General features: G+C 70.9%; 16 protein-coding genes and 1 pseudogene. 6 read left to right on the top strand and 11 right to left on the bottom strand.

The window, feature by feature from the left end; all coding sequences use genetic code 11:
- Nucleotides 1-7: 7 nt before the first annotated feature.
- A complete protein-coding gene (locus BLT23_RS28240; protein WP_090054246.1) occupies nucleotides 8-487 on the bottom strand; it encodes a GNAT family N-acetyltransferase in 480 nt (159 codons plus the stop codon).
- Nucleotides 484-1,065, bottom strand: coding sequence for a TetR/AcrR family transcriptional regulator (locus tag BLT23_RS28235; RefSeq protein ID WP_090054244.1), 582 nt, complete (start codon nucleotides 1,063-1,065; stop codon nucleotides 484-486). The genes BLT23_RS28240 and BLT23_RS28235 overlap by 4 nt, the downstream gene beginning before the upstream one ends.
- A 69-nt stretch (nucleotides 1,066-1,134) precedes the next feature.
- On the opposite strand from BLT23_RS28235, the gene BLT23_RS28230 reads away from it, so the two are divergent.
- Nucleotides 1,135-1,776, top strand: a complete 642-nt coding sequence (locus tag BLT23_RS28230; protein WP_090054242.1) for an O-methyltransferase — start codon at nucleotides 1,135-1,137, stop codon at nucleotides 1,774-1,776.
- 3 nt (nucleotides 1,777-1,779) lie between these two features.
- Complete coding sequence (locus BLT23_RS40995) at nucleotides 1,780-2,124, top strand: hypothetical protein (RefSeq protein ID WP_090054240.1); 345 nt, start codon at nucleotides 1,780-1,782, stop codon at nucleotides 2,122-2,124.
- A gap of 61 nt (nucleotides 2,125-2,185) precedes the next feature.
- Here BLT23_RS40995 and BLT23_RS28220 read toward each other — a convergent pair whose 3' ends face one another.
- Nucleotides 2,186-3,442 carry a ribonuclease D gene (locus BLT23_RS28220; protein ID WP_090054238.1) on the bottom strand — a complete coding sequence of 419 codons (1,257 nt, stop codon included), beginning with the start codon at nucleotides 3,440-3,442 and terminating at the stop codon, nucleotides 2,186-2,188.
- A gap of 70 nt (nucleotides 3,443-3,512) precedes the next feature.
- Nucleotides 3,513-4,230: pseudogene (locus BLT23_RS28215) on the bottom strand (response regulator).
- Nucleotides 4,231-4,485: 255 nt separating this feature from the next.
- Between BLT23_RS28215 and BLT23_RS28210 the strand changes: the two are divergent.
- Complete coding sequence (locus tag BLT23_RS28210) at nucleotides 4,486-5,628, top strand: dipeptidase (protein WP_090054236.1); 1,143 nt, start codon at nucleotides 4,486-4,488, stop codon at nucleotides 5,626-5,628.
- 39 nt (nucleotides 5,629-5,667) lie between these two features.
- Here BLT23_RS28210 and BLT23_RS28205 read toward each other — a convergent pair whose 3' ends face one another.
- Nucleotides 5,668-6,216 carry a DUF3000 domain-containing protein gene (locus BLT23_RS28205; RefSeq protein WP_245744265.1) on the bottom strand — a complete coding sequence of 183 codons (549 nt, stop codon included), beginning with the start codon at nucleotides 6,214-6,216 and terminating at the stop codon, nucleotides 5,668-5,670.
- Nucleotides 6,217-6,288: 72 nt separating this feature from the next.
- Between BLT23_RS28205 and hemE the strand changes: the two genes are divergently transcribed.
- From hemE to hemQ, 3 genes are read left to right on the top strand one after another with little or no spacing between them, the layout of a single operon-like run.
- Nucleotides 6,289-7,323: a uroporphyrinogen decarboxylase gene (gene hemE / locus BLT23_RS28200; protein WP_090054232.1), complete on the top strand. Its 1,035-nt coding sequence runs from the start codon at nucleotides 6,289-6,291 to the stop codon at nucleotides 7,321-7,323.
- A complete protein-coding gene (hemG, locus tag BLT23_RS28195; RefSeq protein ID WP_090054229.1) occupies nucleotides 7,323-8,750 on the top strand; it encodes a protoporphyrinogen oxidase in 1,428 nt (475 codons plus the stop codon). The genes hemE and hemG overlap by 1 nt, the downstream gene beginning before the upstream one ends.
- A gap of 23 nt (nucleotides 8,751-8,773) precedes the next feature.
- Nucleotides 8,774-9,466 carry a hydrogen peroxide-dependent heme synthase gene (gene hemQ, locus BLT23_RS28190; protein ID WP_090054227.1) on the top strand — a complete coding sequence of 231 codons (693 nt, stop codon included), beginning with the start codon at nucleotides 8,774-8,776 and terminating at the stop codon, nucleotides 9,464-9,466.
- Nucleotides 9,467-9,506: 40 nt separating this feature from the next.
- Here hemQ and BLT23_RS28185 read toward each other — a convergent pair whose 3' ends face one another.
- The 6 genes from BLT23_RS28185 to BLT23_RS28160 all read right to left on the bottom strand — a co-directional run bounded on the left by BLT23_RS28185 (nucleotide 9,507) and on the right by BLT23_RS28160 (nucleotide 16,420).
- Nucleotides 9,507-12,569, bottom strand: coding sequence for a S8 family serine peptidase (locus tag BLT23_RS28185; RefSeq protein ID WP_090054225.1), 3,063 nt, complete (start codon nucleotides 12,567-12,569; stop codon nucleotides 9,507-9,509).
- Nucleotides 12,570-12,745: 176 nt separating this feature from the next.
- Nucleotides 12,746-13,099: an SCO6045 C-terminal-like domain-containing protein gene (locus BLT23_RS28180; protein ID WP_090054223.1), complete on the bottom strand. Its 354-nt coding sequence runs from the start codon at nucleotides 13,097-13,099 to the stop codon at nucleotides 12,746-12,748.
- Nucleotide 13,100: 1 nt separating this feature from the next.
- Entirely contained in the window at nucleotides 13,101-13,919 is an 819-nt protein-coding gene (locus BLT23_RS28175) for an MbnB/TglH/ChrH family RiPP precursor modification enzyme (protein ID WP_090054220.1), read from the bottom strand.
- On the bottom strand, nucleotides 13,919-14,686 hold the full coding sequence (locus tag BLT23_RS28170; protein ID WP_090054218.1) for a TIGR04222 domain-containing membrane protein: 768 nt from the start codon (nucleotides 14,684-14,686) through the stop codon (nucleotides 13,919-13,921). Before BLT23_RS28170 ends, BLT23_RS28175 begins: the two co-directional genes overlap by 1 nt.
- Before the next feature lie 9 nt (nucleotides 14,687-14,695).
- A complete protein-coding gene (locus BLT23_RS28165; protein WP_090054216.1) occupies nucleotides 14,696-15,505 on the bottom strand; it encodes a TIGR04222 domain-containing membrane protein in 810 nt (269 codons plus the stop codon).
- 33 nt (nucleotides 15,506-15,538) lie between these two features.
- Entirely contained in the window at nucleotides 15,539-16,420 is an 882-nt protein-coding gene (locus BLT23_RS28160) for a TIGR04222 domain-containing membrane protein (RefSeq protein ID WP_143036074.1), read from the bottom strand.
- Nucleotides 16,421-16,631 lie beyond the last annotated feature (211 nt).

Here is a 16,631-nt window from a genome sequence, read left to right as displayed (position 1 = left end):
CCCGCGGTCAGAGCTCGCGCCGCCAGCGGACCTCGCCGTCGTGCAGCTCACCGGTCGCGGTGAGCCCGGCCGAGGCGGCGACGGCGGCGGACGCGTGGTGCTCGGGGTGGACGTGCGCGACGACCGTGCGCACCGACTGGGTCGCGAGCCAGCCGACGAGCCCTCGCGCGGCCTCGCTCGCGATGCCGCGTCGCTGCCACGGCGTGCCGACCACCCACGCGATCTCGGCCGTGTCGCCGGTGATCGTCGCTTGGACAGTGCCAGTGAGGCGGTCCTCATCGCGCAGCCGGATCACCCAGTTCAGCCAGCGCTGGGCCGGGTCCGGCGAGCCGGCGGCCAGCCGTTCGTACCGGGCCCGGAGCGCGTCCGCGGAGCAGGGCTCGCCGCCGGTGAAGGTGTGCAGCGCCGGGTCGGCCAGGACCTCGGCCATCTCGGCGGCGTGCTCGGGGCGCAGCGGGACGAGGTCCAGCCGCCCGGTGCCGATCATCGGGCGTGGCGGTGCAGGAAGGCGTCGACGAGGTCGTCGGTGAACGCACGCGTCACGGGCGTGCCGGTGACGAGGACGCGGTAGTAGACCGGCCCGACGAGCTGGTCCAGCGCCGTGCCGACGTCCAGGTCCGCCGGCAGGTCGCCGCGCTCGATCGCCCACCGCAACGGGAGGCCGTCGCGTTCGCGCTGGCCGCTCAGGTGCCCGTCGCGCAGCCGGGTGGCGAGCTGCGGGTCGTGCTGGGCCTGGCCCGCGAGCGCGCGGAACACCGCGCCGGGGTCCGTGCCGGTGAGGAACTCCGCGAGCCGGGACAGGTGGGTGCGCAGGTCGGTGCCGAGGTCGCCGTGGTCCTCCGGCGTCAGGTGCTGCGCCATGTCCTCGCCGAACGCCTCCAGCAGCACATCCACCTTGGACGGCCACCAGCGGTAGATCGTCTGCTTCGCGACGCCCGCCCGAGCGGCGATGCCCTCGATCGTGACGCCCGCGAACCCGCGTTCGGCCAGCAGGTCGTCGGCCGCCTCCAGCACGGCCTGGCGCGCTTCCTCGCTGCGCCCGTGCCGGTTCCCGCGATGCGCCATCGCCACCTCCTGGAGGCGTACCTTAACGACGGCTAGATTAGACGCAACGTTGCGTCTAATCTAGCCGTCATGACCATCACCTTGCACGAACCGCGGGTTCGTTCGGTCCTCGACCGGCTCTTCGCCGCCGCCGAGTCCGACGACGACTTCGAACCTCCCTGGGACGACCTGCTGTCGGTCGATCCGCAAGAACGCTCGGACGTCCTGGCCGGCGTCTACATGCCCATCTCGGCCCGGGGAGGTGACCTCCTGTACGGGTTGGTGCGGTCCAGTCGTCCGCGGACCGTCGTCGAGTTCGGCACGTCGTTCGGGATCTCGACGCTTTACCTGGCGGCGGCCGTCGCCGACAACCGCGCGGGGCACGTGTACAGCACCGAGATGTCCGCCGCCAAGGTCACGGCGGCGCGGCGGAACCTCGACGAGGCCGGGCTCGGCGACGTCGTGACGGTGCTGCCGGGCGACGCGCGCCAGACGCTCGCGGACCTGCCCGGACCGATCGGGCTCGTCCTGCTCGACGGCTGGAAGGAGTTCTGCCTGCCGGTGCTGCGCGACCTCGAACCCCGGCTGGCGCCCGGCGCGCTCGTCGTCGCCGACGACATCGACCAGGAGTCGATGGCCGGCTACCTCGCCTACGTGCGCGACCCGGCCAACGGCTACGTCAGTGTCGCGTTCCCCGTCGAGGACGGCATGGAGATCAGTTGCCGGGAGTGAACCGTGTCGACGCCGACGAAACTGATATATCGGATATCAGCTTGCTCGGATGACGTCGACTCAGACGCCGACGACGCCGTTGCCGACGACGCTGATGACGATGTCGAGGCCGACGATGTCGACGCCGACGATGTCGACGCCGACGATGTCGACGCCGACAGTGTCGACGAGATCGACGCAGATGCCGACGTTGTCGAATGGTGCACCGCTGACAACGTTGTCATCGGTGGAGCGTCGTCGCCGTCGCCGTCGCCGTTTTCATTTCTGTGCGCCGACGCGATATATCGGATATTGCCGAGAACTGGCTCGGGCCGTACGCCGACGATGCCGTCGTCCACGTACAGCTGACGACGACGTCCACGTGCGGCCGTAGACGACGTCGTCGTCCATGTGCGGCCCGAGCGATATATCAGTTCGCGGGTGGCGGCGCTGTCGCCGCCAGCGCCTTCGTCAGGGCTTCCAGCGTCAGCTCGACCTGCCAGGACCGCGCCCCACCTTCGCGCAGCGCGGCGGCCACGGACTCGGGGGAGAGGTCTGCCGGCGGCTGCCAGCAGGTGCGGCGCACCAGGTCGGGCAGCAGCAGGTTCTCCACCGGCAGGGTGTTGGCCTCGGCGATGGCGCCCAGTGCCGCACGGGTCGCGGCCAGGCGGGCGGCGGCGTCCGGGTCCTTGTCCGACCAGCGGTTGGGCGGAGGCGGGCCGTCGTGGTGGCCCGCGGGTTCGGGGAGCTCGGACTTCGGCAGTGCCGCGGCCTTGCGGATGGCGTTCATCCACACGCCGGACATGCGGCGTTGCGCACGGCCGCGGAAGACGGGAAGGGCGAGCAGTTCCGCCTCGGAGGCGGGGTTGCGGGCGGCTGCCTCCATGAGGGCGGAGTCCGGGAGGACTCGGCCGGGGGCGATGTCGCGTTCGCGGGCCACGGTGTCGCGGGCTTCCCACAGCGACCGCACGAGGGCCAGCTGCCTCTGGTTGCGCACGCGGTGAATGCCCGACGTGCGCCGCCAGGGGTCGGTACGGGGGCGCGGCAACGGCGCCGTCCGTACCGCCTCGAACTCCTCGAGCGCCCAGGCGAGCTTGCCCTGGCGCTCCAGTTCGGCTTCGAGAACGTCGCGCAGCTGCACGAGCAGCTCCACGTCCAGAGCGGCGTACGTCAGCCAGTCGGCAGGAAGGGGGCGGCGCGACCAGTCGGCCGCGCCGTGCCCCTTCTCCAGCCGATAGCCGAGCAGTCGCTCGACCAGCGTGCCCAGTGCGACGCGTTCGTACCCAGCCAGCCTGCCCGCCAGCTCGGTGTCGAACAGCACGCCGGGCCTGAGCCCGAGTTCGGCGAGGCACGGCAGGTCTTGCGACGCTGCGTGCAACACCCACTCGGTGCCCTCCAGCGCCTGCACCAGCGGGTCGAGCCGTCCGCCCAGGGCGATCGGGTCGACCAACCACGTGCCGGCGCCTTCCCGGCGCAGTTGCACCAGATAGGCACGCTGTGAGTAGCGGTAGCCCGAGGCTCGCTCGGTGTCCACCGCGACCGGTCCCTTCGCCCCGGCGAGCGCGTCAGCGGCTCGCCGGAGCGCAGCTGGATCGGCGACCACGGGCGGGACCCCATCAGCAGGTTCCGTCAGCGGTACCGGTTCTGGTCCGGTTGGTGCGGTTGGCTCGTCGGCGGATACGTCCACAGCGGATGACCCTACGACGATCGCACCACTCACAGGTGTTCTCGGCCGGTTCAGTGCTTCAAACCGGTATCTAGCGGATCACGCCGGCACGCATGGCCAGCGCGACCATCTGTGCGCGATCCCCGGTGCCCAGCTTCCGGCCGATCCGCGACAGGTGAGACTTCACCGTCAGCGCGGACAGGCTCAGAGCTTCGCCGATCTCCTTGTTGCTCTGGCCATCGGCGACCAGCTGGAGCACCTCGACCTCACGCGCGGAGAGTTCCCGCGGCGTGTTGTCGGTGCCCGGCACCCGAGTACCCGCTGCGAGTACTGGTGCCACGCTCGGATCTGCGTAAACGCCGCCGTCGAGGACCCTGCGCACCCCGTCGGTGACCACCATCGGAGAGGCGGACTTCAGGAGGTACGCCTGGGCGCCCGCCTGGAAGGCCGACCTGACCGCGTAGGGGTCGTCGGAGGATGCGAGGACCACGATGCGGGGCCAGCCCTGGGCACGGAGCTCCGTGACCAGGTCGATGCCGGTGCCATCCGGCAGGCCCAGATCGAGGATCGCGAGGTCGCACGGTCCGGTTGCGAGTGCCCGCGCCCGAGCCTCCGCCACCGATGCGGCCTCATGCACTGTCCCGGCTCCCATCTGGGTGAGCCGAGCTGATATCGCCTCCCTCAGCAGTGGGTGGTCGTCGACCACCAGCACTGAAAAAAAGCTCTTCCCGCGGGTGCGGGACCATGTTCGCCGGCAACGAGCCGGCTGGCGTGGTACGAACGGCCTGACCTAAGCCGACGGCAGCCACGTCACTACCTCCCTGGAGTCGGTCGTGCCCCCCGACCGGCACCGGAGACTTTCGGCCAATCAGCCGCGCCACTGATCGACCGAAAGTGGTGTCGTCTGGGGCAGCGTAGCCGCCCATGCGGGTCTACGGGACGATCAATCGGGTATCTATCCCTATTGAGTTGTGACAGATGGACTCATCTGTCACACGATTGGATGACAACTAGATAGGGGGCGTAACGCGAGTCCCTCTCAGAACGACATCTAGGAGTTGGTTGTGCCGAGCACTGCGAGCCGTGAGCGGGCGAGGGCGTTGCTGCAGCGTGTGCCCCTCGTGGACGGACACAACGACCTGCCGTGGGCGCTGCGGGACCTTGGTGAGGGGACCGGCGAGGACGTCTTCGCGACGGCCGCCAGGGTCGATCTCGGGGAGCGTCACCCCAGCCTGCACACGGACCTCGTCAAGCTGCGCGAGGGCGGTCTGGGCGTGCAGTTCTGGTCCGTCTGGGTCCCCACGAAGCTCGCCGGGGACGCAGCGGTCACCGCCGTCCTGGAGCAGGTCGAACTGGTCTACGCGCTGGCAGAGCGGTACTCCGGCCACCTCGGCATCGCGACCACCGCCGCCGAAGCCGAAGAAGTTTTCAGGTCCGGGCGTGTCGCGTCTCTCATCGGGGCCGAGGGCGGGCACTCCATCAACTCTTCACTCGGCGTCCTGCGCGCGCTGCGCAGGCTGGGCGTCCGGTACATGACGCTCACCCACAACGACAACACGCCGTGGGCCGACAGCGCCACTGACCAGCCAGAACACGGCGGTCTGACGGAGTTCGGCCGCGACGTCGTGCGCGAGATGAACCGGATCGGCATGCTCGTCGACCTGAGCCACGTCGCGCCCAGCACGATGCACGCCGCGCTGGAGACGAGCACCAAGCCGGTCATCTTCAGCCACTCGTCGTGTCGCCACGTGGCGGATCACCCGCGCAACGTCCCGGACGACGTTCTGACGAAACTGGCGGCGAACGGGGGTGTGGCCATGATCACATTCGTTCCGAGTTTCGTCTCAAATGGGATCGCTCGATGGGACGCAGCCCTTCGTGACGCCATGACGGCCGCGGGCGAGAGCCACGCCGACCTGGACGCCCGGAAGGTGTTCTCCGAGAAATGGGTCCTCGACCACCCGATGCCCACCGCGACGCTCGACGACGTCGTCGCGCACGTCGAGCACGCACGTGAGGTCGCCGGCATCGACCACATCGGCATCGGCGGCGACTACGACGGCGTCGGGTTCCTCCCGGAGGGCCTGGAGGACGTCTCGACCTACCCGAACCTCTTCGGCGCGCTGCTCGACCGCGGCTGGTCCGAGGACGACCTCACCAAGCTCGCGGGCGCGAACGTGCTCCGCGTCCTGCGCGACGCCGACTGAGGCCGGTGCGCCCCGCGTGCGGGGAAGTGGAGGGCGGGCTCAGGGCTGGCGCTGGCCGAACATGGTCACGCCGACCGGCGGCAGGCCCACGGCGGTCGCCATCAGCTCGTAGAACGCGGTGCCGTGCTCGGCCAGCTCCCCGTCGAGCGCGGTCCACGACGCCCGCAGCTCCAGGTCGTCGGTGCGCGCCGGTCCCGCTATGTCGCCGAACCGCGCCGACGACGTCTGCGTCACGGTGCCGCCCAGCGCGGTGAACTCCGCCCCGGACTGCTCCAGCGCCTCGGTGAGCCACGACCACCCGACCTCGGGCAGCAGCGGGTCGGACGCGAGCTCGTGGTCCAGTTCGACGCGCACGTACGCCACGACGCGCAGGACACCGCCCCACGCCTCGTCGCCGTCCGGGTCGTGCAGCAGCACGAGCCGCCCGGTCGACAGCTCGTCCGACGGACCGGTGACCTCCGCCGTCAGCGCGTAGGCCCACGGGGCCAGCCGCTGCGGTGGGCGAACCTCGGTGAGTTCGATCTCGGGCCGGTGGCGAACCGACTTGAGCGTCCCCACCGCCCGGCGGAAGATTTCCGGCTCGGTCACGCAACTGACTGTATGCCTCGCAATCCGGCCGAGTGACGGCGGCACGCCGGGACGTGGGACCATGAAAGAGATATGAGTGCACAAGCCCCCCTCCTCGTGGCCGCAAGTGGCGGCACCCCGTCGCACACGCCCGTCTGGTTCATGAGGCAGGCGGGCCGGTCCCTGCCCGAGTACCGGGCGCTCCGCCAGGGCACCGCGATGCTCGACGCGTGCCTGGACCCGGAGATGGTCTGCGAGATCACGATGCAGCCGGTCCGCCGCCACGGCGTCGACGGCGCGATCCTCTTCTCCGACATCGTCGTGCCGCTCAAGGCAGCCGGTGTCGACCTCGACATCGTCGCGGGCACCGGCCCGGTCGTCGCGAACCCGGTGCGGACGCTCGCCGACGTCGAGGCGCTGCCCGAGCTGCACGCCGCGCAGGTCCAGCCGGTGGCGGACGCGATCGGGCTCCTGCTCAAGGAGCTCCCGCAGGACGTCGCCCTGATCGGGTTCGCGGGTGCGCCGTTCACGCTGGCCTCGTACCTGGTCGAGGGCGGGCCGAGCAAGAACCACGAGCGCACCAAGGCGCTCATGCACGGCAACCCCGAGCTGTGGCACGCGCTGCTCGCCAAGATCGCGGACGTCACGGCGGCGTTCCTGCACGCCCAGCTCGACGCGGGCGTGCAGGCGGTGCAGCTGTTCGACTCGTGGGCGGGCGCGCTGTCCGAACGCGACTACCGCGAGTTCGTCCTGCCGCACTCCAAGCGCGTGCTGGAGACGATCACGACGGTGCCGCGGATCCACTTCGGCGTCGGCACCGGCGAGCTGCTGCCCGCGATGCGCGAGGCCGGGGCGGACGTCGTCGGCGTCGACTGGCGCATCCCCCTCGACGTCGCGGTCGAGCGGCTTCAGAAGGCCGCTCCGCAGCTGCCGAAGCCGGTCGTGCAGGGCAACCTCGACCCGGCGCTGTTCTTCGCGGGCTTCGAGGCCGTCGAACGCGAGGTGCGCCGCATCCACGCCGAGGGCAAGGCGGCCGCCGGCCACATCTTCAACCTGGGCCACGGCGTCCTGCCCGACACCGATCCGGAGATCATCACCCGGACCGTCGAACTGATCCACAGCTTGTAATGCACGACAGAGCGCCGCACATCGCCATCGTCGGGGGAGGTGTCTCCGGGCTCGCCGCCGCGCACCGGTTGCGGGTGCTGCTCGGCCAGGAGGCCAGGATCACCGTCGTCGAGCAGTCCGACCGGCTCGGCGGCAAGCTGCGCACGACCGAGCTGGCCGGGGTGCCGTTCGACGTGGGCGCGGAGGCGTTCCTGCACCGCAAGCCCGAGGCGAAGGAACTGATCGACGAGGTCGGTCTGACCGGCGACGTCGTGCACCCGACCGGAGCCAAGGCGAGCGTGCACGCCGCCGGGCACACCCACCAGTTGCCGTCGCACACGTTCATGGGCGTGCCCGCGAACGTCGAGGCGGTCAAGCACCTGCTGTCCTCCGAGGGCGCGCTGCGGGTCGAGATGGAGCCCACGCTGCCGCCCGTAAGGCTGGACGGCGCGGACGTCTCGGTCGGCGCGCTGGTCAAGGACAGGTTCGGCCAGGAGGTCGCCGACCGGCTGGTCGGGCCGCTGCTCGGCGGCGTCTACGCGGGCAGGGCCGACGAGCTCGGCCTGCGCGCCACGATGCCGCAGCTCGCGACCCTGCTGGACAAGGGCGTCGGCTCGCTGCTCGCGGCCGCCGCGACGATCATGCCCGTCCCGCCGCAGGCGCGGGCCACGCGGCCACCGGTGTTCGCGACGCTGCGCACCGGCGTCCAGTCGCTCGTCGACCGGCTCGCCGAGGTGGCGCGGCCCGAGGTCCGGCTGGGCCTGCCGGTGCGGGTGCTGTCGTGGCTCGGCGACGGCTGGCGGCTGGAGATCGGCTCGGCCGCGACCCCGGAGTACCTGGAGTGCGACGGCGTCGTGCTCGCGGTCCCGGCGCCGTCCGCGCGCAAGCTGCTGCACGAGATCGCGCCGCAGGTGTCCGCCGCCTACGGCAAGGTCGAGGTCGCCTCGATGGCCGTCGTGGCGCTCGCGCTGCCGCCGGGCACCGAGCTGCCGGACCGCTCCGGCATCCTCATCGCGGAGGGGGAGAGGTACTCGGACCGGATCACCCCGTTCACCGCCAAGGCGTTCACGTTCTCCAGCCGCAAGTGGTCCCACCACGGCGAGCCGGTGCTGCTGCGCGGCTCGGTCGGGCGGCACGGCGAGACGGCGCTGCTGCAACGCAGCGACGCCGACCTGGTGAAGGCCGTGCGCAACGACCTGTACGAGCTGACCGGCGTCAAGGCCGAGCCGATCGACTACGCGGTGCAGCGCTGGGGCGGCGGGCTGCCGCAGTACGGCGTCGGCCACGTCGACCTGGTGGACACGATCGAGCGCGGCATCGCCGACGTGCCGGGCCTCGCGGTGGCCGGCGCCACGCTGCACGGCGTGGGCGTGCCCGCCTGCATCGCGACCGCCGACGAGGCCGCGGCCCGTGTCGCAGCCCACCTGCTGGGCCGCGTTCGCCGCTGAGAGGCCCGTGCCAAGATGGACGTATGGCGCGCCTGAACTACAACGAGCTCAACGACACCATCCGCTACACCATGTGGTCGGTGTTCAAGGTCGAACCCGGCAAGCTGCCGGAGGACCGCGGCGCGGCCGCGAGCGAGACCCAGGACTACCTGGACGCGTTGGAGGGCAAGGGGGTCGTCGTCCGCGGCGTCTACGACGTGGCCGGGCTGCGCGCCGACGCGGACTTCATGATCTGGTGGCACGCCGAGGAGATCGAGCAGGTGCAGGCCGCCTACACCGGCTTCCGCCGCACCCCGCTCGGCCAGGTCTCCACGCCGGTCTGGTCGCAGGTCGCCCTGCACCGGCCCGCCGAGTTCAACCGCAGCCACATCCCCGCGTTCCTCGCGGGTGAGGAGGCGCGCAAGTACGTGTGCGTCTACCCGTTCGTGCGGTCCTACGAGTGGTACCTGCTGCCGGAGGAGGACCGCCGCAAGATGCTGGCGGACCACGGCAAGGAGGCCCGCGACTTCCCGGACGTGCGGGCCAACACGGTCGCGTCGTTCGCGCTGGGCGACTACGAGTGGATGCTCGCGTTCGAGGCGGACGAGCTGCACCGCATCGTCGACCTCATGCGGCACCTGCGCGGCACCGAGGCGCGGCTGCACGTGCGCGAGGAGGTCCCGTTCTACACGGGCACCCGCGTCCCGGCGTCCGAGCTCGTCCTGAACCTGCCGTAGAGCGGAGGGGCCGCCGGGTGCGGCCCCTCCCGTCACGGTGTCAGCCCACCTTGTGGGCGTGGATCACCGTCACCTCGGCCGTGTTGCCCTTGGCGTCCGTCGCGGTGGCCCTCAGCGAGGCCCACCGCGCGTCCGCCGGGTGGTAGATCAGCGCGCTGTCGCCGACGACGCCCGCACGGCGCCACGTCTTGCCGTCGTCGTGCGAGTACTCGACGCCGGTGACGCGCACCTTGCCGGTGTCGCCCTGCGACTGGACGGACAGCCCGACCCGTTGCAACGTGCCCGCGGGCACCGAGCCCTTCGCGTCGAGCTTCGGCGCGAACCGCACCACCGAGAGCGGCAGCGTGTCCGCCCTGCCCTCCGCGCCGTCGGACTTGAACGTCCACGCCGCCGACACCTCGGTGCTGAACTCGAACTGCGATCTCCTGTCGACGCTCATCTCGGCGCGGAAGTCACCCCGCGCCATCGGCAGGCCGATGAACGTCCCGCTGGTCAGGGGAACTTCCCCGACCAGGGTCCCGTTGCGGTACAGGGCGGTGCGCGCGCTGTCGATCGTGGACGCGCCGGAGCCGTTGGTCGCGTCGGCCACCATCGGCACGAAGAGGTTGATCGCGTGGCCGTAGCGCTCGCCGTAGCGGTCCGACGACGGGGGCAGGCCCGGTGAGAAGACCGGCTGGACCTCGGCCTCCCGGTAGGTCTTGCCCGCCTCGTAGCGGCGCCACGCCGAGCTGGCCTGCTGGATGGCGCCGTTGGGGTAGGTGACCGTCGCGTACGACTGCCAGCTCACGTCCTCGGTCGTCACCAGGTCGACGGTCTTGTTGCCGGAGCCCACGGGGTAGATCGCCGCGCCGGACGTCAGGCCGTGCACCGAGGTCGACACCTCGCCCTTCCCGATGGTGCTGCCCGGTTCGAGGGTGCCGACGGTGGACTCGACGCGGGCCAGGTCCTCCAGCCGCGGCGCGCTGGTCAGCCCGTCGGGCAGGCCGCCGCCGAACGGGTAGGCCAGCCGGAAGTAGGTGTTCTCCTCCTCCGCGGCGTTGGCGTGCAACGTCACCAGCGACGACATCTCCTCCGGCGGCAGCTTGCCGCCGGACTGGGCGATCAGGAACCCGTCGAGGCCCCCGAACCTGACCATCGTCGACTGGTGGGCGCGGTCGCCGGACGAGCGCCGCCAGACGACCTCGCCGACGACCAGGTCGCCGACGGGCAGCGGGGCCGTGATCGAGATCGGTTTGGCGAGCCTGGCGTCCTGCTGGACGGTCTGGTCGCTGGTCAGCACGACGTTCGGCGCGATCACCGTCACCGTGCCCGCGGAGGTCCCGATCGACGAGTCGACGATGTACGTGCCCCTGGGCAGGCGCAGCTTCGAGTCGCCCTCGCCGAAGACGATCTCCAGCAGGTCGTTGTCGAGGCCGTCGATGAACGTGAGGGAGACCCCGGGGTCCTGCCCCTCGCGGTCGGTCATGTCGAGCGCGAGGGTGTAGCTCTCGCCCTCGCGCTCGAACCCGACGAGGGTGCGGACTGTCTGCGAGCCGGACGTCGCGACGACCTCACCGGAGTGGGTGCCCTCGCGGGTGGTGGCGCGCGTGTCGGCGATGACGTCGACGGACGCGGAGCCCTTGGCGGGGACGAAGAGCTTGTCGGCGCTGACGGTGAAGGAGCCCCGCGGGACGTCACCGCTGAACTTGATGTCCAGCAGGGCGGTCTCGTCGGTGGGGTTGAAGTACGTGAGCCGCTTGGTCACCGGTTCGTTGTCGTCGTGCGGCCACTCGAACCGGCCGAAGTTCAGCGTGACGGCGTCGGCGGTCAGCACCTGGTCGGATGCCTTCGCGACGTCGACGCGCCCGGCGCCCTGGTCGAACGCGCTGACGTCGGCCGTGGGCTTGGCCGTGGAGGCCAGTGCCGACTTGAGCTGCGCCGGGGTCCAGTCCGGGTGCTGCTGGAGCAGCAGTGCCGCGGCGCCCGCCACGTGCGGCGCCGCCATGGACGTGCCGTCCGACGCGATGTGGTCGCCGTTCGTGCCCGCGGCCGCCGCGACGATCCCGACGCCGGGCGCTGTCACCTCGGGTTTGAGGCCGCTGTCCCCGACGCGCGGGCCGCGGCTGGAGAACCAGGCGAGGCTGTCGTCGCGGTCGACGGCGCCCACCGTCAGCGCGGCGTCCGCCGAGCCGGGTGAGTTGACCGAGCCGGTGGAGCCGTCGTTGCCCGAAGCGATGACGAACAACACGCCGAACTCCGCGGTGAGGTCGTCGACGGCCTGTTCCAGCGGGTCGACCTCCGGGAAGTCGGTGCCGCCGAGGCTCAGGTTGATGACCTGGGCGCCCTGCTCCGCCGCCCAGCGCATCCCTTCGAGGATCCACGAGTCCTGGCAGCCGTTCAGCGAGCAGACCTTGGCGTCGATCAGCTGGACGCCGGGGGCGACACCGCCGTACTGCGCGCCGTGGCTCGCGACGGTCGCGCCGACGTGCGTGCCGTGCCCGTAGCGGTCGACGGTGTCGGGGTCGTCGGTGAAGTTCTTCTCGGCGATCTGCTGGCCGACCAGGTCGGGGTGGTTCTCGTCGACACCGGTGTCGACGATGGCGACCTTGACGCCCTTGCCGGTGATGCCGCGCTCGTGGACGGCCGGAGCGCCGATCTGGGCGACCGACCGGTCCAGGACCGGCTTGCGGAGACCGTCGAGCCAGATCTTGTCCCCGGAGGCTTTCAGCGCGGACCAGTCGCCGGTGTTCCGCGCGGCCAGTCTGGCTCTGCCGTCCACGATCAGCGGCATGCGGTCCCGGTAGCCGAACTCCAGCAGCGTCGTGACGTCGAAGAGCCTGCGGTCGAGCCGGCCCGCCGCCAGGGGCCCGAACGCGTCCTCCGGGACGACCATCGTGTGCCCGCCGGCACCGCGGTGCGTCTTGAACGTCAAGGTGCCGCGGCCCTCACCGGGCTCGATGGCGACGATCTGTTCGTCGGGGCCGAGCAGGACCTTGTCCCCGGTGACGAGGGTGACCTGGTCGACCGCCTGCCGTGCCGGAGGTGCGGCCGTCGCGACCGCTCCGGGTAACGCCGTCAGGGCGAGCGCCGTGACGGCGCCCAGTGCCGTTGTTTTTCCGCGCATTCGAATCCCCTCGTGGGTCGAATTGTCTGCGCGCTGTGGTCCGCGCAGGCCGGATGGCCTCTCGCGGGTTATGCGAAGGCATTGCAAAAAGACCCCCGACGCCTGTGAACGTATCGACGGCGGCCGGGGCACACAGGGGCTGAACGGAGGATTTGAGCTGATGAGACGCTCGTCCGTCAGTTCGGCCGCCAGAACTTCCAGCGCGCCTTGCGGCCGGTCGGGAGCTCTCCGGCGGCACGGCACCATTCGGCGAACGCGGCGGCGTCCTCGCGTGCGCGCGAGCCCGTGCGGCGGGGGTTTTCGGCGGCGTAGACGTCGAAGAGCGGCTGAAACCGGTCGCCGAGGGTGTCGGCGATGTCGGGACCGAGCATCCGCACGATGCCGCGCCGCTTCGCGAGCAGGGCGCGGCGCTCGACGTCGATCCGTCGTTCGTCGAACCCGTCCGGAGCCGGTCCGTTCGCCAGCAATGCGTTCAGCAGCGCCGCCTGTTGAGACGCGAGCTTTTCTCTCGCGGTCGGAGTGCCGCTCATTTCAGTCACGCTTTTTGTCGACGACGGCGCGGATCGCGGCCAGCTCGGACGCGATTTCGGTGTCGGACGGGTAGTTGTCGTCGCGCTCCAGCAGAACACCGGGCGGATTAACACGTGAACACAGTTCGTCGAGTAGTTCGAGCACTTCCGGGAGCACCGCGTGCGCGTGCGTGTCGTGGTAGACCTCGCCGTGCTCGACACCGCCCGCCACGTGCACGTACGCCAGGCGCTCCAGCGGGATCTCGTCGAGGAACCGCCCGGGGTCCGTGCCGATGTTGCGGGCGTTGGCGTAGAGGTTCGCGACGTCGACGAGCAGCCAGCAGTCCGTGCGTTCGACCAGCTCGGCCAGGAACTGACCCTCGGTCAGCTCGCCGTCGGGCCACTCCAGCAGCGCGGCGACGTTCTCCAGGGCGAGCGGCACCGGCAGGTTCCGCTGGGCGGTCCTGACGTTCGCGACGAGCACGTCGAGCGCGTCCCTGGTGCGCGGCACCGGCATGAGGTGGCCCGAGTCGAGGCCGCCCGCGCGGACGAAGCACACGTGGTCGCTCACCAGCGGCGCCCCGACCGCCTCCGCGACCGCGCCGAGGTGCTCGACCCTGGCCAGGTCGACCTCCTCGGCGCCGCCCAGCGACAGCGACACGGCGTGGGGGAGCACCGGCACGCCGCGGTCCAGCAGCAGCGTCACCGACTCCGGCAGGTGTCCGATGTGGAGGTTCTCGGCGACGACCTCGACGAAGTCCACGCCGGGCAGCCGTTCCACGGTCAGGTCGATCTCCGGGCGCCAGCCGATGCCGACGCCGAGGTCCGCGATGCCCGCCATCAGTCGCCCCCTCCACCGCCGCAGCCACCGCCGCCACCGCAGCTGCTCCCGCCACCGCTGTCGCTGTTGCTGTCGGACGACCAGCTGCCGCCACAACCGCCGCCGCAGCTCGATCCGCCGGAACCACCGGTGCGGCGGCGCTTGGCGGGCTTTCGCTGTCCGGAAGCGGTCTTGACGACGCCCTTCGGCAGCTCGAAGAGCTCGTGGACGCTCTGCCCGGCGACGGTGCCGAAGAAGCCGTACCGCGCGACCGCGAAGACCCGGTCGCTCGCCGGTGTGCCGGAGACCGCGGCCTTGCCCGCCCGCGTGAGCGGACGGCGGCCCCGCAGGTACAGCCCGGCCCAGAGGAAGGCGAACGCGCCGAAGAGCAACGCCGGCATCAGGAGGCTGAGCAGGCCCAGCAGCACGCCGATGGCCACCAGCAGCCACCACACGACGATCCGCTTGCGGCTGCGGCGCAGGAGCTTCGCTTCCAGCAACCGGCGGTGGAGGGCCTGCGTCTCCTGGTCCTTCGCCGCGTTCTTCACGACCTTGTGGAACCAGACGGGCGTCCGCACCTGCTTGAGGACGCGTGCTTCGAGGCTCGTCGTCGCGCCGTGGCCGTTCTGGTGCACGGCGGACACCCTGCCGTCGCGCGCCACCCTGACCAGTTCGGCGTCGAGGAGCCGTGCCAGCGCGGTCTCGGCGGCTCTGCCCGGTCCGCCGGCCAGGAAGCCGATCTCCTCCGGGGAGAGCTGTGCGCCCTGGGTGCTCGTCGGTGTGGCCATCGTCCCCTCTCAGTCGCTGGAGCTGCTGCTGCCGCAGCTACTGCTGCTACAGCTCGAACTGCTACTGCTGCTACAGCTCGAACTGCTGCCGCAACTGCTGCTGGAACAGCTCGACGAACTGCCGCAGTTGCTGCTGTGGTCGAAGTAGTCGTGGGTGCCGCCGCTGTAGCCGGTGGCGTGGTGCGAACCGGACCCCCTGGAACGGTGCCCGCCCCGGTTGAGCCCGCGGAACGCCGCGCTGTCGCGCTGGTTCCGGAAGGAGTACAGCAGAACGCGTTTGCCGTCCGGCGTGAGCCTGCCCTTGTCGCGCAGCAGGACGACGACAACGACCAACGCCAGGGCCAGCAGGATGATCCAGCCGTTGAACGCGATGGCGCCGATCGCCGCGACGATCGCGAGTAGGACCAGCAGCACTCGTACGGCGCGAACACCACCGCGAGGCTGTCCCCACTGCGGACGCACCATCCCGCGGGCCACGAGGCTTTGGTGCAGCGCGGCCATCTCGTGGCTCGCCGCGGCGACCTGGACCACCTGCGGGAGTGGACGTGCGGCGCCGTGGAGTCCGGAGAGGACGAACGCCTCGATCGGCGTCGTCGCGCCATAACCGTTCTGGTGGACGGCGGTCACGAGGCCCTCGCGGGAAACGCGCACGAGACCGCCTTCCACCAGCCGGGCCAGAGCCGCCTCCGCCGCTCTGCCCGGCCCCTTCGCCAGGAACGCGATCTCCTCCGCGGACCAGTTCGCCTGGTGCGGTGTCGAGAACGTGGCCATCAGCACCTCCCCCTCACCGAGCCGATGCCTCTTCGACGTGAGATCCACCCCCGGGTTCCTGGTGTTACGGAAAAGAACCGATCAGCCGCCGCCGCAGCCACCACCACAGCCGCCGCCCCCGCCGCAGCTGCTCCCGCTCGAACACGAAGAAGAACCGGCCGAACACGAGCTGTAGGTGGAGCCGGACGTGGCGGCGGACCCGGACGACGCCAGCAACGAGCTGCGCACCTCCAGGTCCGGGTGGACGGCGAGACCGCCGAAGACGACGAGTCCCGCCGCGCCCGCGTAGAGCGCCTCGTCCGGCGCGCCCGCGCGCAGGCCCCCGCCACGTGCCTCGTCCAGCACCCGGTTCCCCTTGCCGGTGCGGACGTGCTTGGAGCGCCGCGTGAGCAGCAGGAGCAGCAGGCCGGTGAGCACGAGCTGCATCGTCAGCCAGCCGACGGGCGCGTCGATCGCGACGCCGTTGACCCAGCGCGCCACCCCGATCACGAGCAGTGCCCACAACGGCAGAGTTCCCTTGCGCAGCGCGCTCTTCGCGACAGCGGGGTCGACGACGAGGCCCATCGCCTCCAGCCGCCGCCCGATCGCGGTGACGGCCTCTCCGGCGGCGACGGCCGGGATCATCAGGTTGACGGTGCGGTTGGTGTAGCGGCGGCAGTCGTCGACCACCGCGCGGTCCACCGGGTTCCGCGGGCTCGTGGTGGTCGTGGTGGACACCGCGCCACGCCGTGAAGTGCGGATCTCACCCGCGGTGAGAAGTCGCGCGACGGCCGTCTCGACCACGCGCCTCGGACCGCCCGCGAGATAGGCGAGCTCGTCCATGTCCAGGGAGCGCACGGGCTGGTCTCCCCGACCAGCTCGCACGCGTACCCGGACCACGACCGCGACCAGCACCGCCAGTGCCAGTCCGATCCAGTACAGCTGGAGGAACTCCGGTCCGGACAACCCCCACGGCCTCAGCATGCGACCCACCCCCTGACTGCCCCGAAGTCACTTCGGTGACGTTCATGGTGTGGTGCAGGCCACATGCCCACAAGACTTGTTGACGAAGCCTTAGGGTTGCCCGTCCCCGGTCAGCTCGACGAGCCGCCGTCGACTCCGCCGGAGCCTTCGCCATCGGTGCCGAAGAAGTTCATGGTGCCTCCCAGGGTCGATCCGGTCCGTGGTGACCGGA

This window comes from Lentzea fradiae (assembly GCF_900100955.1).
GTDB classification, from domain to species: Bacteria; Actinomycetota; Actinomycetes; order Mycobacteriales; family Pseudonocardiaceae; genus Lentzea; species Lentzea fradiae.
This window is presented reverse-complemented; position numbering and strand designations above follow the sequence as displayed.